Origin of the sequence: Nonomuraea angiospora (assembly GCF_014873145.1) — a bacterium.
Classification (GTDB): domain Bacteria; phylum Actinomycetota; class Actinomycetes; order Streptosporangiales; family Streptosporangiaceae; genus Nonomuraea; species Nonomuraea angiospora.
In genome coordinates, this window is sequence record NZ_JADBEK010000001.1 from 2,226,221 (window position 1) to 2,248,050 (window position 21,830).

At 72.4% G+C, this 21,830-nt stretch carries 22 protein-coding genes and 1 pseudogene; 8 read left to right on the plus strand and 15 right to left on the minus strand.

What is annotated here, in order from left to right; all coding sequences use genetic code 11:
* Nucleotides 1-4: 4 nt before the first annotated feature.
* Together H4W80_RS10140 and H4W80_RS10145 are read right to left on the minus strand one after the other, a co-directional pair.
* Nucleotides 5-643 carry an NAD(P)-dependent oxidoreductase gene (locus H4W80_RS10140; RefSeq protein WP_192784857.1) on the minus strand — a complete coding sequence of 213 codons (639 nt, stop codon included), beginning with the start codon at nt 641-643 and terminating at the stop codon, nt 5-7.
* Between the two features lies 1 nt (nt 644).
* Nucleotides 645-1,544, minus strand: coding sequence for an EamA family transporter (locus H4W80_RS10145; protein ID WP_192784858.1), 900 nt, complete (start codon nt 1,542-1,544; stop codon nt 645-647).
* Nucleotides 1,545-1,621: 77 nt separating this feature from the next.
* Here H4W80_RS10145 and H4W80_RS10150 point away from each other — a divergent pair, with 77 nt between their 5' ends.
* Nucleotides 1,622-2,125 carry a MarR family winged helix-turn-helix transcriptional regulator gene (locus H4W80_RS10150; RefSeq protein WP_192784859.1) on the plus strand — a complete coding sequence of 168 codons (504 nt, stop codon included), beginning with the start codon at nt 1,622-1,624 and terminating at the stop codon, nt 2,123-2,125.
* 112 nt (nt 2,126-2,237) lie between these two features.
* On the opposite strand, the gene H4W80_RS10155 is transcribed toward H4W80_RS10150, so the two are convergent.
* From H4W80_RS10155 to H4W80_RS10170, 4 genes are read right to left on the minus strand one after another with little or no spacing between them, the layout of a single operon-like run.
* Nucleotides 2,238-3,197, minus strand: coding sequence for a pentapeptide repeat-containing protein (locus H4W80_RS10155; RefSeq protein WP_475717269.1), 960 nt, complete (start codon nt 3,195-3,197; stop codon nt 2,238-2,240).
* A gap of 45 nt (nt 3,198-3,242) precedes the next feature.
* Nucleotides 3,243-3,995, minus strand: coding sequence for a GNAT family N-acetyltransferase (locus tag H4W80_RS10160; protein ID WP_192784860.1), 753 nt, complete (start codon nt 3,993-3,995; stop codon nt 3,243-3,245).
* A 1-nt stretch (nt 3,996) separates the two neighbouring features.
* On the minus strand, nt 3,997-4,773 hold the full coding sequence (gene uppS, locus H4W80_RS10165) for a polyprenyl diphosphate synthase (RefSeq protein ID WP_192784861.1): 777 nt from the start codon (nt 4,771-4,773) through the stop codon (nt 3,997-3,999).
* The gene (locus tag H4W80_RS10170) at nt 4,760-5,812 is read right to left on the minus strand and encodes a small ribosomal subunit Rsm22 family protein (protein ID WP_192784862.1); all 1,053 of its coding nucleotides are present in this window, start codon (nt 5,810-5,812) and stop codon (nt 4,760-4,762) included. The genes uppS and H4W80_RS10170 overlap by 14 nt, the downstream gene beginning before the upstream one ends.
* 149 nt (nt 5,813-5,961) lie before the next feature.
* Between H4W80_RS10170 and H4W80_RS10175 the strand changes: the two genes are divergently transcribed.
* Nucleotides 5,962-6,825 (plus strand): alpha/beta fold hydrolase, encoded by an 864-nt coding sequence (locus H4W80_RS10175; RefSeq protein ID WP_192784863.1) that lies wholly within the window; start codon nt 5,962-5,964, stop codon nt 6,823-6,825.
* Between the two features lie 200 nt (nt 6,826-7,025).
* Here the strand turns inward: H4W80_RS10175 and H4W80_RS10180 are convergent, their stop codons facing one another.
* The gene (locus H4W80_RS10180) at nt 7,026-7,493 is read right to left on the minus strand and encodes a MarR family winged helix-turn-helix transcriptional regulator (RefSeq protein ID WP_192784864.1); all 468 of its coding nucleotides are present in this window, start codon (nt 7,491-7,493) and stop codon (nt 7,026-7,028) included.
* A gap of 121 nt (nt 7,494-7,614) precedes the next feature.
* Here H4W80_RS10180 and H4W80_RS10185 point away from each other — a divergent pair, with 121 nt between their 5' ends.
* Nucleotides 7,615-9,153, plus strand: a complete 1,539-nt coding sequence (locus H4W80_RS10185; protein ID WP_192784865.1) for an LLM class flavin-dependent oxidoreductase — start codon at nt 7,615-7,617, stop codon at nt 9,151-9,153.
* A gap of 75 nt (nt 9,154-9,228) precedes the next feature.
* Here the strand turns inward: H4W80_RS10185 and H4W80_RS10190 are convergent, their stop codons facing one another.
* The gene (locus H4W80_RS10190) at nt 9,229-10,485 is read right to left on the minus strand and encodes an MFS transporter (RefSeq protein WP_192784866.1); all 1,257 of its coding nucleotides are present in this window, start codon (nt 10,483-10,485) and stop codon (nt 9,229-9,231) included.
* A gap of 55 nt (nt 10,486-10,540) precedes the next feature.
* On the opposite strand from H4W80_RS10190, the gene H4W80_RS10195 reads away from it, so the two are divergent.
* The 4 genes from H4W80_RS10195 (at nt 10,541) to H4W80_RS62600 (ending at nt 13,039) form a co-directional block, all read left to right on the plus strand.
* The gene (locus H4W80_RS10195) at nt 10,541-10,906 is read left to right on the plus strand and encodes a MerR family transcriptional regulator (protein WP_192784867.1); all 366 of its coding nucleotides are present in this window, start codon (nt 10,541-10,543) and stop codon (nt 10,904-10,906) included.
* Between the two features lie 191 nt (nt 10,907-11,097).
* Nucleotides 11,098-11,424 carry a hypothetical protein gene (locus H4W80_RS10200; protein WP_192784868.1) on the plus strand — a complete coding sequence of 109 codons (327 nt, stop codon included), beginning with the start codon at nt 11,098-11,100 and terminating at the stop codon, nt 11,422-11,424.
* A gap of 432 nt (nt 11,425-11,856) precedes the next feature.
* Nucleotides 11,857-12,690 carry a phosphotransferase family protein gene (locus tag H4W80_RS10205; protein ID WP_318786787.1) on the plus strand — a complete coding sequence of 278 codons (834 nt, stop codon included), beginning with the start codon at nt 11,857-11,859 and terminating at the stop codon, nt 12,688-12,690.
* Nucleotides 12,691-12,904: 214 nt separating this feature from the next.
* The gene (locus H4W80_RS62600) at nt 12,905-13,039 is read left to right on the plus strand and encodes a hypothetical protein (protein ID WP_264085974.1); all 135 of its coding nucleotides are present in this window, start codon (nt 12,905-12,907) and stop codon (nt 13,037-13,039) included.
* Nucleotides 13,040-13,519: 480 nt separating this feature from the next.
* On the opposite strand, the gene H4W80_RS10210 is transcribed toward H4W80_RS62600, so the two are convergent.
* The 5 genes from H4W80_RS10210 to H4W80_RS10230 all read right to left on the minus strand — a co-directional run bounded on the left by H4W80_RS10210 (nt 13,520) and on the right by H4W80_RS10230 (nt 19,923).
* Complete coding sequence (locus H4W80_RS10210; protein ID WP_192784869.1) at nt 13,520-14,482, minus strand: ABC transporter permease; 963 nt, start codon at nt 14,480-14,482, stop codon at nt 13,520-13,522.
* Entirely contained in the window at nt 14,479-15,324 is an 846-nt protein-coding gene (locus H4W80_RS10215) for an ABC transporter ATP-binding protein (protein WP_192784870.1), read from the minus strand. Before H4W80_RS10215 ends, H4W80_RS10210 begins: the two co-directional genes overlap by 4 nt.
* The gene (locus H4W80_RS10220; RefSeq protein WP_192784871.1) at nt 15,321-15,713 is read right to left on the minus strand and encodes a GntR family transcriptional regulator; all 393 of its coding nucleotides are present in this window, start codon (nt 15,711-15,713) and stop codon (nt 15,321-15,323) included. Before H4W80_RS10220 ends, H4W80_RS10215 begins: the two co-directional genes overlap by 4 nt.
* A 281-nt stretch (nt 15,714-15,994) precedes the next feature.
* A complete protein-coding gene (locus H4W80_RS63510) occupies nt 15,995-18,451 on the minus strand; it encodes a pentapeptide repeat-containing protein (RefSeq protein WP_192784872.1) in 2,457 nt (818 codons plus the stop codon).
* 116 nt (nt 18,452-18,567) lie between these two features.
* On the minus strand, nt 18,568-19,923 hold the full coding sequence (locus tag H4W80_RS10230) for a DHA2 family efflux MFS transporter permease subunit (RefSeq protein ID WP_192793387.1): 1,356 nt from the start codon (nt 19,921-19,923) through the stop codon (nt 18,568-18,570).
* A 67-nt stretch (nt 19,924-19,990) separates the two neighbouring features.
* On the opposite strand from H4W80_RS10230, the gene H4W80_RS10235 reads away from it, so the two are divergent.
* Nucleotides 19,991-20,737, plus strand: a complete 747-nt coding sequence (locus H4W80_RS10235; RefSeq protein ID WP_192784873.1) for a helix-turn-helix transcriptional regulator — start codon at nt 19,991-19,993, stop codon at nt 20,735-20,737.
* 21 nt (nt 20,738-20,758) lie between these two features.
* Here the strand turns inward: H4W80_RS10235 and H4W80_RS10240 are convergent, their stop codons facing one another.
* On the minus strand, nt 20,759-21,160 hold the full coding sequence (locus tag H4W80_RS10240; RefSeq protein ID WP_192784874.1) for a hypothetical protein: 402 nt from the start codon (nt 21,158-21,160) through the stop codon (nt 20,759-20,761).
* A gap of 59 nt (nt 21,161-21,219) precedes the next feature.
* Nucleotides 21,220-21,765: pseudogene (locus tag H4W80_RS10245) on the minus strand (L-threonylcarbamoyladenylate synthase); the annotation flags it as partial.
* Nucleotides 21,766-21,830 lie beyond the last annotated feature (65 nt).

The following is a 21,830-nucleotide window of genomic DNA, read 5'->3' on the forward strand; positions in this document are numbered from 1 at the left end:
CGGCTCAGTAGGCGACGGTGAACCTGGCGCGGCGGTGCCGCGGGCGCTCGGCCTCGTCGAGCAGCGCGACGGCGAGGTCCTCCATGGAGATCGCCGACCTGCCCCCGGCGTCCACCAGCAGCTCGTCGCCGCCGAGCCGGTAGCGGCCGGTACGCTCCCCCGGCTCCAGCAGCGCGGGCGGGCTCAGGTAGGCCCAGTCGACGCCCGGCTCGGCCCGGCAGACCTCCAGCTGGGCGTTGCAGGCCAGCGCGATGGGCCGCCACGAGGGCGGGAAGTCCGGGGTCTCGACGACGGTGAGGCCGCCGGCGCCCGGCACGGTCAGCCCGGCCGCGCCGCCGACGAGCAGCAGCCGCACGCCGGTCCGCGCCACCCCGGCCAGCAGCGCCTCGGCGGTCGTGACGAGGTCGGCCTCGTGGCCGGGCGCGGGCCGGGTGGCGCTGATGACGAGGTCCTGCCCGGCGCTGAACTCGGCCACGTCCGCGACGTCCGAGGCGTCGCCGGCGCGGGCGTGCGCGGCGGCGGGCAGCAGGGGGAAGCGGGCGGGGTCGCGGACGACCGCGGTGACCTCGTGGCCGCGCGCCAGCGCCTCGGCCACGACCCTGCCGCCCACGGCTCCGGCGGCGCCGAAGACGGTGATGCGCATGTCAGGACTCCTTTCCGGCCAGGACGCGGGGCGTCGCGGGCAGCGCGCGGGCGGGCTGGCGCTGGGCCACGACCAGGGCGGCCAGGACGACGAGCGCGCCGAGCGCCTGGGCCGCGGTCAGCTCCTGGCCGAGGACGAGCCAGCCGAGCGCGGTGGCGACCACGGGGCTGAGCAGGCCCAGGAACGTGACCTTGGTCGCCGACAGCAGCCGCAGGCCCCGGAACCACAGGACGTAGGCGAGCGCGGATCCGATGATCGTGAGGTAGGCGTACCCGGCGAGGTTCGCACCGGTCAGGGAGGCCGGCGGCGGGCCTTCGACGAGGAGCGCCACCGGGAGCAGCAGCAGGCCGCCGGCCACGAGCTGCCAGCCGGTGGTGGCCAGCAGCGGCGCGGGCGACTGCCACCGCTTGCTCAGCACCACGCCGAAGGCCATGACGACGGCGCCGCCGAGCGCCGCCGCCACGCCGAGCGCGTCCAGCCGGGCGTCGGCCCGCAGCACGAGCAGGCTCACCCCGGCCACGCCCGCCACGGCGGCCAGCGTCGTCCGCACGGACAGGCGTTCGCCGAGGAGCCCGGCCGACAGCAGCGCGACCAGCAGGGGCTGGATGGCGCCCACGGTGGCGGCCACCCCCCCGGGCAGCCGGTACGCCCCCACGAACAGCAGCGCGAAGAACACTCCGATGTTCAGCGCGCCGAGCACCAGGGCGCGCCACCACCAGCCGCCCGAGGGCAGGCGGCGGGTGACGGCGACCAGGAGGAGACCGGCGGGCAGCGCGCGGATCACGGCGGCCAGCAGGGGGCGGCCGGGCGGCAGCAGCTCGGTCGTGACGAGGTACGTGGTCCCCCAGATGGCGGGGGTCAGGGCGGTCAGCAGAACGGTTCCCGATTGATTTCTTAGCACTAAGACAAAGTATCTCAGCGCTAAGTTACTTGGCGAGGTGATTTACCTCACCGCTAAGGCATCGTTAGGCTGGAGTGGTGGCTGATCACGTCGACCTGATACTCAAGCAATGGGACGCCCAGCGCCCTGACCTGGACGTCTCGCCGATGGCGGTGATCGGACGGCTGTCGCGGCTGATCCGGCTGATCGACGCGGAGCTGGGCCGTACGTTCGCCGCGCACGGCCTCGACCGGGCCTCCTTCGACGTGCTGGCGACCTTGCGCCGCAGCGACCCGCCGCACCGGCTGACGCCGGCCGAGCTGATGCGGGCCTCCATGGTCACGTCGGGGGCGATCACGCAGCGGCTCGACCGCCTGGAGTCCAGGGGGCTGGTGACCCGCACGCCCAGCGAGGCCGACGGGCGGGTGGTCTACGTGACGCTCACCGACGAGGGGTACGCCCTCATCGACCGGGCCCTGCCGGACCACGTCGCGACCGAGGACCGGGTGCTCTCGGCCCTGCCGAAGGAGCGCCGGGACGAGCTCGCCCACATGCTGCGCGACCTGCTGGAGTCCCTCGGGGACACCACCACGCTCACCTGACCGGGCGGGTTGGAGGAGGCGCAGAAGGACCGCGAGTGGCAGCCGAACACCCTGCGGCTGCTGCCCTGGCTCGGTCGCTTCGGCCGGTCCGCGTGGTCCGGCCGCGCGACGTTCAGCCGCGGCGCCGTTGGCCGGAGCCCCGCCCCGAGCCGGACCCGGTCCCTCGTGCGGAGCCGGTCCCTCGTGCGGAGCCGGTCCCTCGTGCGGAGCCGGAGCCGCGTGCGGAGCCGGAGCCGCGGGGCCGCCGTTCGTAGCGGGTGGCCGGCCAGTGGGCGGGGCGGGTGAGCGCGGCCGGCAGGCGGGTGGCGGCGTCGCCGGTGGCGGCGTTGAGCTGGGGCTGGGTGAGGAAGATCGCACCCGACAGGTCCGCGCCCGCCAGGTCGGCCCCCCGCAGGTCGGCCCCGATCAGGTCGGCCTCCCGCAGGTCGGCTCCCCGCAGATCGGCGCCGATCAGGTACGCCCCGCGAAGGTTGGCGCCCTGCAGGTCGGCGCCCGCCAGCTTGGCCCCGATCAGATCCGCTCCCCTGCGCTCCTTGCCCTTGCGCCCCGCCCGGGCCAGCTCACTCGTCCGCAGCAGCAGCACGTTGACCTCGGCCCGGTGCGCCGGCACGTCCAGCTTCCGCAGCACGTCCACGCTCTCCCGGGTGAGCCGCTCCGTCGCGTCGAACGCGTCCCGCAGCTCGGCGTGGACGGGCCGGGCGACCTCCAGCGTCAGCGCCTCCGCCAGATACCACAGCAGCTCGTGCAGCTGCCGCACGACGGGGAAGATCGCGTACATCTGCCCGGCCGTGCCCGGCTCCTGCCGCCAGCTCGTGCCCTGGAAGGTGACCTGCGAGACCTTCTGGCCCGCCCCGAAGCAGTCGTACACGGTGCAGCCGGGAAAGCCGCGCTCCCTGAGCCCCGCGTGGATGGAGCAGCGGAAGTCGTCACGCAGGTTGCGGCAGGGCTCCCCGGCCTTCTTGTCCACCGCGAAGTCGGCCGAGGCCGAGAACGGCAGCGCGACGCAGCACAGCCCGAAGCAGCTGTCGCAGTCGGCCATCAGGCCGAGCTCGCGCGGGTTCGTTCCGGGCAACGTGCGGGCCTCCTCCGGCGGATACGGTCAGGTCATCAAGAGTACTCACTCATGGACGTACGGTGTCGTCGTGGTGATCGCCTCGAACCCCAGCCGCAGCAGGATCGGACGGCTCTCGCTGGAGGCGTCCACCTGCAGATGGTCGTAGCCGCGCGCGACCGCCTCGCGGGCCCGGTAGGCGATCAGCGCCCGGTAGATGCCGCGCCCGCGCCATTCGGGCACGGTGCCGCCGCCCCACAGGCTCGCGAACCGGGTGCCCGGGTGCAGCTCCATGCGGGCCGCGCTCACCGGCACGTCGCCGGCCATCGCGAGAACGGCGACGACCTCGCCCTCGGCGAGCTGGTCGAGCAGCCGTTCCTTGAAGTGCGTGGCGGGGGCGCCGAAGGCGCTGTCGTGGACGTCGGCCATCAGCTCCACGCCGTCGGGGCCGGTCACCGGGACCAGCCGCACCCCCTCGGGCGGCTCCCCTCCGAGGGGCAGGCGCCCGATCTCGGCGATCATCAGCGTCTCGGCGGGCTCCGGGGTGAATCCGGCGTCCAGCAGGCGCCGGTCGAGGTCGCCGGGCCGGTCGTAGCCGTACAGCTTCCACTCGAACGGCTGCCCCAGCTCCCCGTAGTAGCGCACCTGCTCGGCGATCTCCGCGTCCGCGGTCCGCTCGTCGAGGCCGGACCAGAGGATGCCGTTCCAGCCGTGCCCGGGGGCGACCTGCCGCACCACGTTCCCGGCCCGCTCCACCCTGGCGTCCGGCCCCTCGGGGCGGGCCTCCTGGCGCAGCTGCCGGTCGAAGAGTTCCAGCATCTCAGCCCCCGAACCGTCGCTGCCGGGCGGCGAAGCTGCGCAGCGCCCGCAGGAAGTCGATCTCGCGGAAGGCCGGCCAGTACGCCTCGCAGAAGTACAGCTCGGAGTAGGCGGACTGCCAGAGCAGGAAGTTGGACAGGCGCTGCTCGCCGCTGGTGCGGATCACCAGGTCGGGGTCGGGCTGACCGGCCGTGTAGAGGTGGGGCGCGATGTCGTCCACGCTCAACGTCGAGGCCAGCTCCACCATGGACTGCCCGGCCTCGGCCCGCTCGTACAGCAGCTCGCGCAGGGCGTCGATCACCTCCTGGCGGCCGCCGTAGCCGATGGCGAGCGTGAGGTGGAAACCGGTGGCACACGTGCGGGTGGCCTCGACGGCGCTCTTGAGCGCGCGGGCCGTGGTGTCGGGCAACATGTCGAGCAGGCCCGCCACGTGGACGCGCCAGCGCGCGTCCGGCCGGTCCAGCCGCTCGGCGACCATCTGCTCGATCACCCGCAACAGGTAGGCGACCTCCTCGTCGCCGCGGCGCTGAAGGTTCTCCGTCGAGCACAGGAACACCGTCACGTGCTCGATGCCCAGCCCCTCGCACCACGACAGCACGTGCTCGATGTGCTCGGCGCCGTACTTGTGGCCGATGCTCGGGCTGGCCAGGCCCTGCTGCCTGGCCCAGCGCCGGTTGCCGTCCATGATCAAGCCGACGTGGCGGGGCAGCGGGCCCGCCGTGGCCTGACGGCGCAGCCGCCGGGCATAGAGGGAGTGAAGAAGATCAGTCGTCCACATCCTCCAAGGATGACCCACCCGCCGAACCGGAACCGCCCCCTTCCCCATTTCCGTGACCGAGCCGCAAGCCGTCGTCGCCCCAGCCGTCGCCCCAGTCGGCGTCCCTGGCCGCGCGGTAGAGGTCGCCCTGCCGCTTGGACACGATCACGTCGCGGATCCCCTCCTCCCCGGCGCACAGCCGCAGGGACACCACGCCCTTGCGCTTGACCGGGTGGCGCAGGATCCGGGCGCCGGCCCGCTCCCCCGGGAGCGCCGCGGCGGCCACGTAGGAGAACTTCTCGTCCTCGAAGCTGAGCGTGCCCGCCTTGATCCGGCGGTGCAGGGACGTCCTGGGGAGCCTGACGGAGAAGTGGCACCAGTCGCGTCCCCGCTCGATCGGGCAGGGGCCGTCGTGGGGGCAGGGGGCGGCGACGCTCAGCCCCTGGGCGACCAGGACCTCCCTGGCCTCGGCGACGGTGGCGTAGCCCGCCGGGGTGCCGGGCTCGATGACGATCACCATGGCCGCCTCCGCGGCCAGCCAGCGGACGATCTCCCTGCGCCGGCCCTGGGGGAGCTCGCCCAGGGCGTACGACATGGTCACCAGGTCGGCCACGGGCCGGTCGAGGCCGGGACGCACCGAAGCCTGCCGCCAGGTGGCCCCGCGCAGGGCCCCGGACGTACGGGCGAGGCGTTTACCCAGGTCGATGATCTGCGGGTCGTGCTCGATGACCGTGACCCGCTCGATGGACGGCCAGGTCTCGCCCGCCGCCCAGATCGCCGCCCCCGTGCCGCCGCCGACGTCGAGGTGGCTGCCGGGCCGGAAGCCCGGGGTCATGGCGGCCGCCTGGCGCATGGCCGTGGCCGCGGCGGCGTAGGTGGCGGGCATCCGGTACGCGGCGTAGGCCGCCACGTCGGCCCGGCCCCTGATGTGGGTGCCTCCGCCGGTGGCGGCGTTCGTACGGTAGCGCTCGGTGAGCCGCGCCACGGAGTCGGACAGCTCCTGCGGCGAGTAGCCGGACAGCGCCTTGTCCAGGGCGGTTCTGAGTTCTTCTGGAAGCATGGATGGGTTCACCTGTGGTCCGTACGTGGCTTGCCTGCGTCAATGATGCTCGCGATTCGCCGGTGCTCCGAACTCGTACGGCCGGCCGGGGCTGCGCCCCTGGCGAACGGGCCGATCCTGCGGCCCCGCGCGGCGGTAGCGTGCCGAGCATGCTGATCATCGGCGACATCAAGATCGCGTACGAGGAGGCCGGCCCCGCGACCCCTCTGGGCACCGTCGTGCTCGTGCACGGCGGGACGACCGACATGCGCCTCTGGGAGCACCAGTTCCGCGCCCTCTCCGAGCGCTACCGCGTGATCCGCTACGACCGGCGCGGCTGCGGCCGGTCCGGCGACGCCGCGGGCGAGGTGTGCCACCACGAGGATCTGCTCGCCGTCATGGACGCGCTGGGGGTCGAGCGGGCGGCGCTGGCCGGCAGCTCGATGGGCGGCGCGTACGCGACCGAGGTCGCCCTGGCCGCCCCCGCCCGGGTGGCCGCGCTCGCCCTGATCGGCTCGGGCCTGGCCGGTCACCCATGGCCGCAGGAGATGCTGGACCAGGCGCGCGAGCGCGTCCACGGCTCGGTGCCCGCCGACCGCCTGGCCCGCTACCGCGACGGCACCGCCGACCATGTGGATCCCGCCGACGTACGCGCGATGGCGGAGGCCCACACCCTCTGGCAGACCGCCGGGCCCGACCGGGGCCGCGACGCGCTCTCCGACGAGGTGTGGGAGTCGGCGGTGGAGATGTGCGGCCTCGTGTTCGAGCGCTCCTGGAGCGGCCCCCGATCCACGGAACGCCACCTGACCCCGCCCGCCGCGACGCGACTGCCCGAGATCAGCGCCCCCACCCTGGTGATCAACGGCCTGTCGGACGTGCCCGGCATCCAGCAGATGTCCGACCTGCTCTCGGCCGGCATCCCGGCCGCCCGCCGCCTCGACCTCCCCGAGACGGGCCATCTGGCGCCGCTCGAACGCCCCACCGAGGTGACCGAGGCCCTGACGGCATTCCTGGCGACCGCCTTCACTCCCTGACCCCGCCACGCCCTGGCAGATCGCCCCGTGCCCCCGGCGAGTAACCCCGACCCGTGACCCCCAGCCCGGCCCCCCACTTCCAGCCCGTCCCGCTGCGTTCCGCTGGTCGCCGCTTCCCCTGCGCCGACCGGCACCACCGCCACCGGCGCCCGCCGGTTCCTGCCAGCCCGGACCGGCTCGGGCCGAACCCGAAGGCGGGGTCAGGCCGAGGCAGCCGAGGTGCGGTCGGGCTGGGGGCGGGTGGTGCGGCCGGCCGTGGAGGCGTACTCGGCGAGGATCCCGTCGATGGCGGACGCCAGGAGCTCCCTGTGCTCCATCGGCAACTCCCCCGCCAACGCCTCCAGCCGCGCCTCGACCCCGTCGTGCGCCAGCGCCCCGACGCGCTCCCCTTCGGGGGTCAACTCGACGAGCCAGGCCCGCCGGTCCCGGGAATCACGCGTGCGGGCCACGAGCCCGCGCTTCTCCGCCCGGTCGACGAGCCCCGTCAGGCTCGACTTCTCCAGGTGCAGCGTGCGCGTCAGCTCCGTCATCCCCACCGGCCCGCCGACGAGCAGGCACAGCAGCTGCGCCTGCTGCGGCGTAAGGTCCTGCTCCCTGCCGACGTCCCCGAACACCTGCTGCACCAGGTGCCCCAGACGTACGAGGGCGGTAGTGAACGTCGCGACCACGACATCGAGTCTAGTTGACAATGGTTCACATTACGAACTAATTTAGTTCCTATTACCAACTGTTCGCACTACCAACCAACTTACCTCTGGCGGCGAACGGCAGCACATCCAAGGAGCCCCCATGCCCGACTACGACCACGAGCTGCTCTTCAGCGTCAGCGTCGTGCCCTCCGCCCACCAGGCCGACACCGTCGTCGCCCTCTCCCAGCTCGCCGAGCGCGCAGGACTCGATCTCGTCACCTTCTCGGACCACCCGTACCAGCCCACCTTCCTCGACACCTGGACCCTGCTCGGCTACGTCGCCGCCGCCACCGAGCGCATCCGGCTGGCCGGCAACGTGCATCCGCTGCCGCTCCGGCCGCCCGCCATGCTCGCGCAGGCCGCCGCCAGCCTCGACATCCTCAGCCACGGCCGCTTCGAGCTCGCCCTGGGCACCGGGGGATACTGGGACGCCATCGCCTCCATGGGCGCCCCGCGCCTGACCCCCGGCCAGGCCGTGGACGCGCTCGAGGAGGCCATCCCGATCATCCGCGCCGCCTGGGACACCGACGCCCCCGGCACCATCGACCACCACGGCGAGCATTACCAGGTCACCGCCCCGCGAGGCCCGCGCCCGGCCCACGACATCGGCATCTGGCTCGGCGCGTACAAGCCGCGCATGCTCCGCGTGACCGGCCGCCTCGCGGACGGCTGGCTCCCCTCCCTCCCCCGCCTCCGGAGCATCGGCGAGCTCGGCGAGGGCAACGCGGTCATCGACGAGGCCGCCGCCGAGGCGGGGCGCTCGCCCCGCGACATCCGCCGCCTGCTCAACCTGGGCGAGGAGCTGCCCGCCGCCCAGCTCGCCGAGATCGCCCTCACGTACGGCGTCAGCGTCTTCATCCTCGCGATCGACGACCCCGGCCGGCTCCAGCGCTTCGCCCAGGAGACCGCCCCGGCCGTACGCGAACTCGTCGCCGCGGAACGCCCCCAGCCCACCCCGCCGAACACCGCAAGCCCGGCCCCCGACCTGGCCGCCACCCGGACCCCCGACAACGCCTCCGACCTGGCCACGACCCCGGCCGCCTCCAACCTGGCCGCCACCCCGACCCCCGACAACGGTGTACGGCTCACCGACGTACGCGTCTGGGACGAGACCACCCGCCCCACCGGCCCCGCCCCCGACCCCACCAGGCACTACACCCCCGCGGAGCAGGCCAACGGCCGGCACCTCATCGACGTGCACGACCACCTGCGCGCCGAACTCGCCCAGCTCCGCGACCTCATCGACCAGGTAGCCTCCGGAGTGATCGACGCCGGCACCGCCCGCTCGCACATCAACACCATGACCATGCGCCAGAACAACTGGACTCTCGGCGCCTACTGCGAGTCCTACTGCCGCCTCGTCACCATGCACCACACCGCCGAGGACGCCATGGTCTTCCCCCACCTCCGCCGCGCGGAGCCCGTCCTTACCCCCGTGCTCGACCGCCTCCAGGAAGAGCATCACGCCATCCACAAGATCATCGAACGCGTCGACCGCGCCCTCGTCTCGTTCGTCGGCGACCCGGACGGCCTCGGTCACCTGCGCGAAACCGTGGACCTGCTCACCGACAGCCTGCTGTCCCACCTGTCGTACGAGGAGCGCGAACTCGTCGAGCCCCTGGCCAGGCACGGCCTCTAGAGCCGGCGGGGACCCTCTAGACCCGGCGGGAGCCTTTAGGCCCGGCCTGCGGGAAACGCGTGACGGCGGGAGGCTTTAGGCCCGGCGGGCGGGGAACGCGTGACGGCGCGCCGCGACCACGACCGCCAGGGCCACCGCCACCAGCGGCAACGACGTCCACGGCAGCGCGCCCGGCCCTGCCCCCTCCAGCACCAGCCCGCCGGCCAGCGACCCCGCGGCGATCCCCGCGTTGTACACGGTCGTCTGCATGGACGTGGCCGCGTCCGCGTTCCCCGCCCCGGAGGCGTCCACCAGCGCCGACTGCAGCAACGTCGGCACACCGCCGAAGGCCGCCCCCCACAGCGCGACCGCGCCCAGCGGCGCCCAGCTCTGCCCTCCGGAGACGCCCGGCGACGCCCAGCCGGGACCTCCTGAGACGGCCGGCGGCCCCCAGCCCTGACCTCCGGAGACGGCCAGCACCGCCATGGCCCCCGCCACCACGGCCAGCACCACCACGAGCGTCACCCGCGGGAACCGGTCGATCACCACCCCGGTCACCCAGATCCCCGCCACCGTCCCGACCCCGAACACGAGCAGCACGACACTCGTCCGCCCCAACCCGGCGAAGTCCACGAACGGCGCCAGGTACGTGTACATCACCTGATGCCCGACCAGCACCAGCACCGTCACCCCCAGGATCACCCGGACGCCGGGCAGCACCGCCACCCGCCGCAACGGGACCCGTACCGTGGCCGCCTCACCGGGAAAGTCCGGCACCTTCCACAGCACCCACCCCACCAGCGCGACCGCCACGACCGCCAGGCCCAGGAAAGCGGTCCGCCACCCGAACGCCGAGGCCAGCGCCGCACCCGCCGGGATCCCCGCGCACAGCGCGACGGTGATCCCCGCCGAGACGATCGCGATGGCCCGCCCCCGCCGCTCGACCGGCACCATCCGCGCCGCGTACCCGACCAGCATCGCCCACAGGATCCCACCCATGACCCCGGCCAGCACCCGCGCACCGAAGGTCACCGCATAGGACGACGAGAGCGCGGTCACCGTGTTGAACAGGGCGAACCCCACCAGCGTCCCCACCAGCACGGGCCGCCGCGGCAGCCCGCGCAGCAACGCCGTCAGCGGGATCGCCGACAGGGTCGAGGCCACCGCGTACGCCGTCACCAGGAACCCGGCCCGCCCCTCCGGCACCCCCAGCGCCGCGCCGAGCTGCGGCAGCAGCCCCGCCGGAAGCAGCTCCGTCATCACCGCCGTGAACGCCGCCGAGAACAGCGCCAGCAGCCCCGACCACGGCATCCTCCCGACGCGTACGGCGTCGGCGATCGTCGCACCAGACATGCCGAATATGCTGAAACGTTCACATCAATGTGAAGGCAAGCCGGGAGGTCCTGCCGTGAGAATCGGTGAACTGTCGCGACTGACGGGCGTGCCGACCCGCATGCTCCGCTACTACGAGGAGCAGGACCTCCTCCACCCGGAGCGCGCCGACAACGGCTACCGCCATTATCCGGAGTCGGCCGTCTACCGGGTTCAGCAGATCCGCGGCCTGCTCGACTCCGGCCTCACCACGGAGATCATCCGCCGCGTCCTGCCGTTCCTGAACAAGCCCGACGAGATCCACCTGCATCCGCAGTGCCTCACCCCGGAGCTGGCCGACCTCCTGGAGGCCGAGGCCGATCGCATCCAGCAGCGCATCGAGTGCCTCTCCCGCAACCGCGACGCGATCCACGCGTACCTGGCGGCCGTGCGATCTTCCTGAACCCGACCCGGCGCCTTTACAATGTAGATCACGTACAACGTACCAGGACAAAGGGGCCGATTCCCCGCACGTTCGAGTTACTGATCAACGGCGGCCCCTTGATCGAAAACGGGGTGTGGCGCTGCACCCGCCCTCCAAGATCGCTACGTATAGTGATCTCCGATGTCACTTCGTGATTACAGGGGGAGATCATGAGGAACAGCCTCATCGCCGTCGGCGGCGCGCTGCTCGCCGCGACCGCACTGTACGGCAGCGTCACGCCCGCCATGGCCGACACGGACTCGAAGCACCACAACCTGAAGCACTGCGGCCTCGGGGTGGACGACGACATTACCTATCACCACGTCACGGACCACGGCGTGTTCGCCGGGACCCGCGAGATCAAGGCCTGCAAGGACGGCGGCGCCGGCTGGGACTGGTCGTGGGACCCACACTGGAAGCACCGCAACTGGCCCACCAGCGGCAACGGCAACTGGGTCGGCACCTGGCCCGACCACGGCTTCCACCACGACCACTGATCAAGCCCCAAATCACGCGCTCGTCCCGGCGCCCACCACACAGGCACCGGGACGAGCACATTCAGCCCCCGCCACCCTCCAAGGCCCCGGCTGCCGTCCAGCGTTCCCGCCGCCCTTCAACCCCCGCCGCCCTTCAACCCCCGCCACCCTTCAACCCCCGCCACCCTCCAGACCCCTGCCGCCGATCAGGCCCCGACCGCCGTTGCGGCATCACCGCCGGGACGAGCGCGCCTGGACGCCCACCGACGTTGCACCCACCCCTGCTACAGACCGTTGCGGGCACCACCCGCTGGAAGGAGCCGTTGCGGCGCACCCCGCCGGGACGGGCGCGTCCGGCACGCCCGCCGGGAGGGGCCGCATCCGACACACCCGTCGCAACGCCCTCCCCCAGTCGGTTCTGCGTTCCGGGGACGATGCCGCCATGCTGGGACGGTGAATGATCCACTGAGCTGGTTGGCCCAGAACGCCGAATCGGGACCTCTCCCCGTCCGCGAGGGACAGTTCCACCGGGTCGTGATGGGCTCGGACCGGGTCGTGTGCCTGCCCCGCACCGAGGCGGCGGCCGCCCGGCTGCCCCAGCGGACGGCCATACTGCGCGTGCTCGCCGGGCTCGATCTCGGCTTCCGCATCCCCCGCCCGCTGTCCGAGGGCGCGGGCGAAACGCCGTACCTGGTGCTGAGCCGCGTCCCCGGCGCACCGCTGGAGAACGGCGCGCTCGACGACCCGGCGGTGGCCGAAGCGGCGGCGGAGCAGTACGCCGAACTGCTGGGCGCGCTGGCCCGGGCGGGGGCCGACGAGCGGGCGCGGGCGGCGCTGCCGTGGACGCCGGAGGATCGGTGGCGGCGGTTCGAGGCGGATGTCCGCGCCGAGTTGTTCGGGCTCATATCGGACGCCGGACGCCGGCGGGCCGAGCGGGAGCTCGCCGCAGCCGCGGGTCTCCCCCACGTCACCACGGCGGTGGCGCACGGCGACCTCGGCGCCGAGAACGTGCTGTGGGAGATCGACGGCGGGCGGCCCCGGCTCAGCGGCGTGATCGACTGGGACGAGGCCACCATCGGCGACCCCGCCGAGGACCTCGCCGCCATCGGGGCCGGCCACGGCGACGCGTTCCTGAACCGGGTGCTCGCGCTGGGCGGCTGGGCCGACGACGAGACGGCGGCCCGCATCGCCGCCATCCGCGGCACGTTCGCCCTCCAGCAGGCCCTGGACGCCCACCGGGACGGCGACGCCGACCAACTGACGGACGGCCTGACCGCCTACCGCTGACCACGTACCGCCGAGCGCCGCCCACACCCCCTCGCCGCCCGCACCCCACCCCCCGCGCCGCCCGTGCCCCCGCGCCGCCCGTGCCCCCCGCGTCCCGCGCCACCGCACGACCCGTGTGCCCGCGCCAATGCGGCAGGCGACCAGCGGGTAAGCACCGCAGCCAGGCCTGGCCGCGGGCGTTGCGTCCCACAGGCGGATCGTCCGCCTTCACGACGTGACCACCGCGATCACCGCTGGGAGCATGCCGCCCAAGGCCCATTGGAAGGCCATGCAGATCTTGCGGGAACGCTACGCCCTGCCTGCGATCATCACCACTGCTGACGCACTGCCGAGCCAGCTCACACCGTAGATGAGTGCAGCGGAGACGGCGGCGTTGGATGAGGTCGGCTTCGGCGGTGACGCGGGCGGAAATCTCCGCACCGAGACGGACGTACGGCCGAAGCCCGGCCAGGCGCTGGTGGCGGCTCTTGGCCTGCAGTTCGGGCGCGGTGCGGCAGGCCCGGGCCAGATCCTGTGGCGGAACTGGTGCAGCTTCCATCCCTGCCGACGCGGGTCAAGCTTGGCCGAAGCATTCTTTGAACAGGTACTCGGCACGCGGGTGGGACAGCCGTCCGCGTCCGGTGGTCGGGTCGATGTCGGCGGTCGCGGATGTGCGCGGGCCGGAGGCAGGCGCACATCCATCGGCCAGGAACAGCGGCCCTGCGGTACGGACGGTCGCTGCGCTCGGCCGATTGCCGCGAGCGGGCAGCATCGTCCCGCAACCCGTCGCGGTGCCACGACCGCGATCACCGATCCCGCCCGCTCCCCGGCGCTGAACAGAACTGGCCTGTCAACCGGAGCGGCGGAGGGTGCGGCGGACGGCCAGGCCGCCGAGGGCCGCCGACGCGAACGTCAGGATTGTGGCCTCGGTCCACTGGAAGCGCCAGAACCGGGACGGCGGGTGGTAGTACACCGCGTACCGGTAGCCCTTGCCGAACAGGCACGCCTGCCACGCCCTGGTGTTCTTGTCGCTCTGCCCCGCGTCCACTCGCCGTGGACAGCCGCTATGGGCCGGCTCGGCGACCTCCCTCCCGGACGGCTCCACCCAGGCGGCGCTCACCAGCCGGGCGTCGGGATCGTCCAGCAGCACAGCGCCGGACAACTCGGTACGCGCCGGCTCGGCGTAGTAGTCGCTCAGCTGGAACAACGCGAACATCGTCACCGCCACACCGGCCACGACCAGCGCCATCGCGGGCATCGTACGCCGGAACAGGGTGCCGGCCAGAGTGCCCAGCGCGAATGCGTACAGCCACCACGCCGCCGGCTCCACCCCGACCATGTTGAACACGCCGATATTGCCGAACGTGGAGTCGATCCCCGCCCTGAACACCGGCCGCCACAGGCTCACCATGAGCGACAGCAGCAGCCCTCCGGCCACGACCCCCGCGCCCAGGACCGACAGCTTGACCGCCAGCCACCGCCACACGGGCACGGACTGGGTCCAGGCCAGGCGGTAGGTGCCGCGCTCGTACTCGCGGCCGAGCAGCGGCGCGCCCCAGAACGCCCCGATCAGCGCCGGCGCCACCAGCGGCATCCAGCCGAACACGGAGTAGATCGCGTCGTAGCGCTGCCCGAGCGCCACCGCGAGGTCTCCGCACGCAACGGCGGGCCCGGGGCAGCCGGGCGGGGCGTGCTCGGCCACGTACCGGCTCGCCTCCACCGCCGAACCCAGCAGCAGCACCCCCAGCAGCGCCAGGAAGCCCACTGTCACGAGGATCTGCGCCCGGTGCTGGCGCCACGTCACCCAGATCACGCGCCCACCCCCGTCAGTCCCGGCAGCGCCGCTGACTCGGGGCTGCGCAGGTAGCCCATGACGAGCTCCTCCAACCTGGGGCGCCGCGCCTGCCAGCGCGGATCGAGCGGGGGCGCGCCCCTGATCAGCATGCTGACCTGCCTGCCGGCACGACTCGCCCACACCACCTGCGTCCCCGCCGCCGACGCCTCGTCCGGCCCGGTGAGCACGAGATGCCCGTCGAGCAGCTCCTCGATGTCACCGCTGATCTGCAGCCGACCCGTGTTCAGGACGACCAGCCAGTCGCACGTCTCCTCCAGGTCGGCGACGACGTGCGAGGACAGCAGCACGGTCAGCTCCCGTTCGGCCAGCTCCGCCATGATCGAGCGCATCACGTCGTGGCGGGCGAGGGGGTCGAGGTTGGCCAGCGGCTCGTCCAGCACGAGCAGGTCGGGCCGGCTGGCCAGCGCCAGCGTGACCGCCACCTGTGCCTGCTGCCCGCCCGACAGCCTGCCCACCTTCTGCTTCAGCGGGATGCCCAGCCCGGCGAGCCGGTGGGCAGCTGCTGCGGCGTCCCAGCGGGTGTTCATGCGGCGGCCGAAGGCGAGCATCTCAGCGACGGTGAAGCTTTCGTACAGCGGCTTGTCCTGTGCCACGAACGCCGCCTCGCCGGCCACGCGGACGCTTCCCAGCGCGGGCCGCAGCAGGCCCACGGCCGCGTGCATGAGCGTGGTCTTGCCCGCGCCGTTGGGCCCGACGAGCGCCGCCACGCGTCCCGCGGGCACGGACAGCGAGCAGTCGCGCAACGCCCATGTACGGCGATAGCGGACCCCCAGCCCGGTCGCCTCCAGCGCGGGCCTCATGCCACGCCCTTCTTCACGGCGTCGGCCAGGACCACGCTGAACAGCGCCCGCAGGTCCTCCTGATCGAGCTCTGCCGCGCGGGCGTCGCGCACCCACGCCTCCAGATCGCGCCGCAGCCGCGTGTGCTCGGCGAGCGTCGGGCCCGCGATGCCGCGCCGAACGAACGTCCCCATTCCTGGCCGCCCCTCGACCAGCCCTTCGCGCTCCAGCTCCCGGTATGCCTTGAGCACGGTGTTGGGGTTGATGGCCAGGCTCTCGACCACCTCGCGGGCGGTCGGCAACTGGTCACCGGGCCGCAGTGTGCCGAGCCGGAGCGCCTGTTTGACCTGGTGAACGAGCTGCAGGTACGTCGAGACGCCCGAGCTGCGGTCCAGGTTGAACTCGATCAACCAAAACATCCTTTCACTAACTGAATAGTGAAAGGATGTTGGTTTGGGACGCTCGTTGTCAACCTGCAGTTGTCAGGCGACGCCGTGTTCGGCATAGGGACGGGTCTGGAGGCAGCAGGTCTTGACCGACGTCGCCGACGCCCGCCCGACCCGGTGCCTGCCCGCGACCGATGAGCAGCGCTGATCGTAACCGCCCGCCTGCTGGCGACCCGGTCGCCGGTGTCACGAGGAGGGTCGCCCCGATGAGTGGGATGCCGCCGGTCGAGTCGAGGCGGGGATGGCTACGGCGTGTCGGTGATCGCGCCGTCCAGGCCGGAGCGTTTGAGATCTAGCGTGCTCAGGTCGCATCCGCGCAGGTCGACGCCCGTCAGGTCACACTCACGGAACGACGTGTGGTCGAGGATCGCACCGGCGAAGACAGCGCCGGTCAAGGTCGCCGGCTGGATCATCGCACTGCCCAGCCGAGTGAAGGCGATGTTCGCGTCGACCAACTCGCTGTAGCCGAACCCCGCCCTGGTGAGGTCCACGCCGGCCAGGTTGGCGCCGGTCAGGTCGGCACCGGAGAAGATGGCGCCGCGTGCGGACGCTCGCGACAGATCCGCGCCGGCGAGGTTGGCACCGGCGAAGAGCATCTGGTCGAGGTCCAATCCGCGTAGATCGGCGCCGGAAAGATCGAGTTCTTCCTCCGCGTTGCCGGCGCGCCACTGATTGAAGGCGTACGGCCCCTGTCTCAGGATCCCGATGACCTCCGCCGGTCCCCCTGCCGTCGCCCCGCCGGCCTCCCCGTCGAGACGCCCCACCCGCTCAGGACCGTCGGGGGTGCGGGCGACGGGCGCGTCGAGGACGGCGACTTCCTCCCTCGCGATGGCGAGTTCCGCGGCAAGTTCCTCGTCGTACGGATACATCTCCGCCATCGCCTCCACCATCGAGAGGCGAGTGCTCAGCAGTTTCAGCGCGTTGTCCCGATCGCCGCCGCGCTTGGCCAGGTCGGCGAGGCGCTGGAAGGCCAGGCCGGCTTCCAGGGCGGTTTCCGAGCTCGGGTTCGCCTGGAAGAGCCGGGTACGGATCCACGAGCACTCGGCCCAGGTCTCGTATTCCTGGTCCGCGTGCTCCGGCAGGTCGAGCGCGCGGTACACCTCGCCGAGGTGCTGCAACGAGCCGGCGAGCCGCTGGTCCGCTTCGATGAAGGTCGGGTGCTCGGCCGCGAGCTCGTGGTAGATGTCCACGGCGGCCGTGAGCACGGCCTCGGCCGCCGCCGGCCGGCCGTCGGCGAAGCGGGCCTGGCCGCAGGTGTCGTACGCGGCTCCGAGACAGAACCTGGCCTCGTCACGCTGCGGGTGGGTGGCGGCCCACTCCTTGACGGCGGACAGCGATCGTTCGGCCACCTCTCGCGCGGCGCGCGGGAAGTCGTGCCGGATCAACATGGCGACCAGGTGGTCGCGGATGGGACGGTGGTGGCCGTTGCCTGCCGGCACGTACGGCGCGATCTCTCCCAGGAGCGCCATCCCCGCGTACTCGGAGTCCGTCTCCAGGCTCTCGACGACGGCGAGGACGAAGTGCGTCAGGTCACCCATCCCCTGGACCGCCAACAGGTGCCGGCAGACCGCGACGTAGTCGTCGAACGTGCCGTCGCCGTGCGTCCGGGTGTAGTGCATGTTCATGGCGCGCTCGTGACGGTCGGCGATCGCCGGGCCTTGGTGCGGCGCGAGCATCTCCGCGAGCCAGCGGTCGGCGAAGTAGACGGTGTCCCCGTCCCACCCCTCCCACCCGTTGAGCAGTCCGAGCTCGGCGAGCCGGGCCGCGGTGTCCTGCACGCTTTTGAGCGCCGCCCGCTTGGGCTTCGGGCGCTCCCTCCGGTCGGGCTCGCGGGTGTCGCAGGCGACGGCCAGGTCGTACGCGGTGACGGGGACGGTGGAGATCGCGGCCTGGAGCAGGGTCTCCCGCTGTTCCCCTGTCAGCTCGGCCATGATGAGGTCGAGCGGTACGGCCCCCGATGCCACGGCCGCGAGCCGTTCCCCCACACCCTGGGGGTTCGCCGCCAGCCAGGCGTCGGCCAGTTGCAGGGACCGTGGATGCGCCGCGGTCGCGCGGACCACTCGCTCCCGGGTGGCCGGATCCGCCGTGGACAGGAACGGCAGCCCGGCTGCCAGCTCGGTTCCCGCGGTGAGGTCCAACGGGTCGAGCCGTAGGACACCGAGCCGGTCGTCCGTGGTCGACGGCGGTAGTGAGGTCCGGCTGGTCACCAGCACCCGGCCGCGATCGGCGGCCTGGCACAGCCGGTCGAACGCCTCGCCGAAGCCGGGATCCAGGTAGCCCGCGCCGTCGAGGTTCTGGCTCAGGTCGTCGAAGAGCAGGACAAGGGGGAAGCTCTTCAGCAGCCGGCAGGTCGTGTCGAACATGGCGTCGTCCGACGGAGCCAGGCCGAGGGCTCCCATCATGCGCGTCTGTTCCTGGGAGAGCTCCTCGCCCCAGCCTAAGAAGGCCTCTGTGACACCTCGGAACAGCGTTTGCGGCGACCACCTGCCCACCACGGCGGCCACTCCCCAGCCATCGGCCTGAAGCCGCCCGAGCACCTGGCGGGCCAGGGCGCTCTTGCCCATCCCCGCTCCCCCGGTGATCACCAGCCCGGCCGGAGCTGCGGCCAGCGTGGTCAGCGCGGCCCGCACGTCCGGCTCTCTGGCCAGGCCGGGCGGTCCGAGCCGCCGCACCTCCGGGCTCATGTTCTCGTCCCCGTTCACGATCGTCCTCCAGCAGGCACGACGAATTGGACTGATCAACCCCCGATTGCCGGGTGAGCCTACTTGATCGTCGGCGATCTCTTGGGCGATCTCCGAAATGAGCCAGTCATCGAAGTTCAGCAGCCTGGTGATGCCGGGCGGTCGGCTCCGGATCCAGCGGTCTGCCGCGGCCCGCCGGCGCGCGAGGGCAGCAGCACGACGACGAGTACGGCGCCGAGCGCCACGCAGAGCGCGCCCGCCGTGAGCCCGCCCGAGTAGCCCATGACGGCCAGCGCGGCCACCCCGACGGCGCCGCCGATCTGCTGGACGGAGGTGAACAGGGCCGAGCCGAGACCGACGTCCTCCTCGGTGGTGCCGTCGACCGCGGCCACCGCCATGACGGGCAGGCTCAGCCCGTTGCCCACACTCAGGATGAGCATGCCGGGCAGGACGTGGGCGGCGTAGGAGTCACCCGCCGCCACGCCGGACAGCAGCAGCAAGCCGGCGATGTTGACCAGGAACGCCAGCAGGAGCGCCCAGCGCGTCCCGATCCTGAGCGAGACACGGGAGGACAGCCACATGCCCGCCAGGATGCCGGCACCGTAGGGCAGGTAGGCGATGCCGGCCAGGAGCGGGCTGTAGCCCAGAGCGGTCTGCACCTGGATCATCAGCAGGAACGACATCGCGTACATCGCCATCGAGAACAGCAAAGTCGCGCCGTTGGCGACCGCCCGCGTCCGCGAGGCCAGGAACGATCCGGGCACCAGCGGCGCCGCCGCCCGCGACTCGGCCACCAGGAACCCCACCGCCAAGACGGCGGAGAGCACGACGGCTCCGATGACGAGCGGATCGCTCCAGCCGGTCTCGCCGGAGCGCAGCAGCCCGTACACCAGCGACACCGCGGCACCGGTGACCAGGACCGCGCCGGGAACGTCGAGGCGGCGCCGGCCGGGCGCGCGGGACTCGGGGACCAGGCGGGGCAGCGACGCCAGGGCCACGGCGACGACGGGCAGGTTGATCAGGAAGATCCAGCGCCAGGACACCAGGTCGGTCAGCGCCCCGGACAGCACCAGGCCCGAGGTCCCGCCCAGGGCCGCGATGCCGCCCCAGATGCCCAGCGCCCTGGCCCGCTCCTCCGGCCCCGGATACAGCAACGTGATCATCGACATCGCCGCAGGCCCGGCCATCGCGGAACCGGCGCCCTGCACGAACCGCCCGATCACGAGCTGCCACGGCTCCCGCGCCAGCCCGCAGGCCAGACTGGCCGCCCCGAACAGCGCCACCCCGACCAGGAAGACGCGGCGACGGCCCAGCAGATCCGCCATCCGGCCGCAGAGCAGCAGCAGACCGCCGAAGGCCAGGAAGTAGGCGTTGGCGACCCAGGGCAGCCCGGACGCGCTGAAGCCCAGCTCATCGCGGATGCTGGGCAGGGCCACGTTCACGACGGTGTCATCGAGCACCAGCATGAACTGGACAAGACACAACACAATCATCGGCACCCGACGACGCTATGGTCCGCCGCGTTTGGCCACAATTCGCGACGAGGCCAGACTGTGTCGCATGGAGGACATGGGCGCGATCATCGTCGGCCACTTCCCGCTGACCTCCGGGGAGTGGATCCCGCCGCACAGCCACACCCACCACCAGCTCGCCTGGACCCGGCGCGGCGTCCTGGGCGTCGAAGTGGGCGAGGTGTACTGGGTCCTGCCGCCCACCCGGGCACTGTGGCTGCCCGCCGGTGTCATCCACGCGACCGGCGCGACCCGCGACGCCGTACTGTGCAGCCTGTACCTGGCGCCGGAGCGCTGCCCCCTGGACTGGCCCGAGCCCACCGCGGTCGGCGTGGACGGCCTGCTCGCCGAGCTGATCGGCTACCTGGCCCGCCCCGGCCTCGCCGACGACGCGCGGCTGCGCGCCGAGGCCGTGCTGCCCGACCTGCTGCGCCCGCTGCCCACCCGGCCCATCGACGTGCCGCAGCCCACCGACGAGCGGGTCCAGGTGGTGGCGGCCGCCCTGCTGGCCGACCCCGCCGACCCGCGCAGCCTGGAGGCTCACGCCCGCGCGGCGGGCGTGAGCAGGCGAACCTTGACCCGGCTGTTCGTACGCGACACGGGCATGAGCTTCGACCACTGGCGCACACAGGTACGGCTGCGCGCCGCCCTGCCGCTGCTGGCAGAGGGCCAGCCGGTTTCACGGGTGGCACACAGCGTGGGGTACGCGACGGCGAGCGCGTTCCTGGCCGCCTTCCGCCGCACGGTCGGCACCACACCCCGGCGCTACCTGCTCAGCCGCGGATCATGGGGTTGACGCGGGTCACCGAGCCTGCGCCTAGGAGACGCGTTCGGCGTTGGAGATGTAGCCGCCTCCGCCCGGGTAGACCCAGGCGCCGTTGAGGGTGGTGTCATCGGCGCTGAAAGTGCCCTGGTAGTAGGCGGGTGAGCCGCGCTCGCCGGCCCAGATGGTGAGGGTGTCACCGAGGAGCTCGTAGGTGTAGTCCAGGGTGCTGCCGTCATCGCCGTAGTAGCGGGAGGTGATGTCGGCGCCGGGTTCGGCCATCAGCTTGCGCTCCCGGCCGATGATCTCGATGCCGAAGGTGTCACCGAGCCGGACGTCCTGCTGGAGGAAGTGGTCGTTCAGCCAGCGGTAGGTGACGGTTCCCTCATGACCGCCGGTGATCTTCCACGTGCCGACGAGCCGGGCCAGGGCCTGCAGTGCGGGGTCGTTGCTCATCGCGGTCTCCCTCGGAGTGAACGAATGTCGCCCATTCTGACCACGCGCGGCGCCGAAACTCATCGGTCCCGCAACGGGGAGTTCCGAGCACTTCCTCCGTCGTCGCTGACGCGGGGTTCGCCGGAGTCGATGACCGCGTCCAGCACGTGGTCGAGCCGTTCCTTGATCTCCCAGCCCTGCGTCGCGGGTTCGGTCTCGTCGGGCAGCAGCAGGGTGCTGGACACCAGTGGTTCGCCGAGTTCGGCCAGCAGTGCCTGGGTGACGAGGTGATCAGGGATGCGGACGCCGACCGTCTTCTTCCGGGGGTGCAGCAGCCGCCGGGGGACCTCTTTGGTGGCGGGCAGGATGAACGTGTAACCGCCGGGAGTCGCCGCCTTGACCTGGCGGAACAGCGCGTTGCTCAGGTGTACGAACTGTCCGAGCTGGGCGAAGTCCCGGCATACCAGGGTGAAGTGGTGGTCGCTGCCGAGGCCGCGGATCTCCCTGATCCGGTCGAGGCCCTCCTTGTTGCCGGGTCGGCATCCCAGGGCGTAGCAGGAGTCGGTGGGGTAGGCGATGAGCCCGTCCGCCCGCAGGATCTCGGCGATCTGGCTGATCAGGCGGGGCCGGGGGTTGCGATCGGCGCGGACCGCACCCGGCTCACGTGGTCCAGATGGTCAACAGCGGGCCA

Coding starts and splice junctions, on each gene's coding strand:
- H4W80_RS10140 (WP_192784857.1), bottom strand. CDS start 643: ATGCGCATCACCGTCTTCGGCGCCGCCGGAGCCGTGGGCGGCAGGGTC.
- H4W80_RS10160 (WP_192784860.1), bottom strand. CDS start 3,995: ATGCTGGAACTCTTCGACCGGCAGCTGCGCCAGGAGGCCCGCCCCGAG.
- uppS (WP_192784861.1), bottom strand. CDS start 4,773: ATGTGGACGACTGATCTTCTTCACTCCCTCTATGCCCGGCGGCTGCGC.
- H4W80_RS10170 (WP_192784862.1), bottom strand. CDS start 5,812: ATGCTTCCAGAAGAACTCAGAACCGCCCTGGACAAGGCGCTGTCCGGC.
- H4W80_RS10175 (WP_192784863.1), top strand. CDS start 5,962: ATGCTGATCATCGGCGACATCAAGATCGCGTACGAGGAGGCCGGCCCC.
- H4W80_RS10185 (WP_192784865.1), top strand. CDS start 7,615: ATGCCCGACTACGACCACGAGCTGCTCTTCAGCGTCAGCGTCGTGCCC.
- H4W80_RS10190 (WP_192784866.1), bottom strand. CDS start 10,485: ATGTCTGGTGCGACGATCGCCGACGCCGTACGCGTCGGGAGGATGCCG.
- H4W80_RS10200 (WP_192784868.1), top strand. CDS start 11,098: ATGAGGAACAGCCTCATCGCCGTCGGCGGCGCGCTGCTCGCCGCGACC.
- H4W80_RS10215 (WP_192784870.1), bottom strand. CDS start 15,324: ATGAGGCCCGCGCTGGAGGCGACCGGGCTGGGGGTCCGCTATCGCCGT.
- H4W80_RS10230 (WP_192793387.1), bottom strand. CDS start 19,923: ATGATTGTGTTGTGTCTTGTCCAGTTCATGCTGGTGCTCGATGACACC.
- H4W80_RS10235 (WP_192784873.1), top strand. CDS start 19,991: ATGGAGGACATGGGCGCGATCATCGTCGGCCACTTCCCGCTGACCTCC.
- H4W80_RS10240 (WP_192784874.1), bottom strand. CDS start 21,160: ATGAGCAACGACCCCGCACTGCAGGCCCTGGCCCGGCTCGTCGGCACG.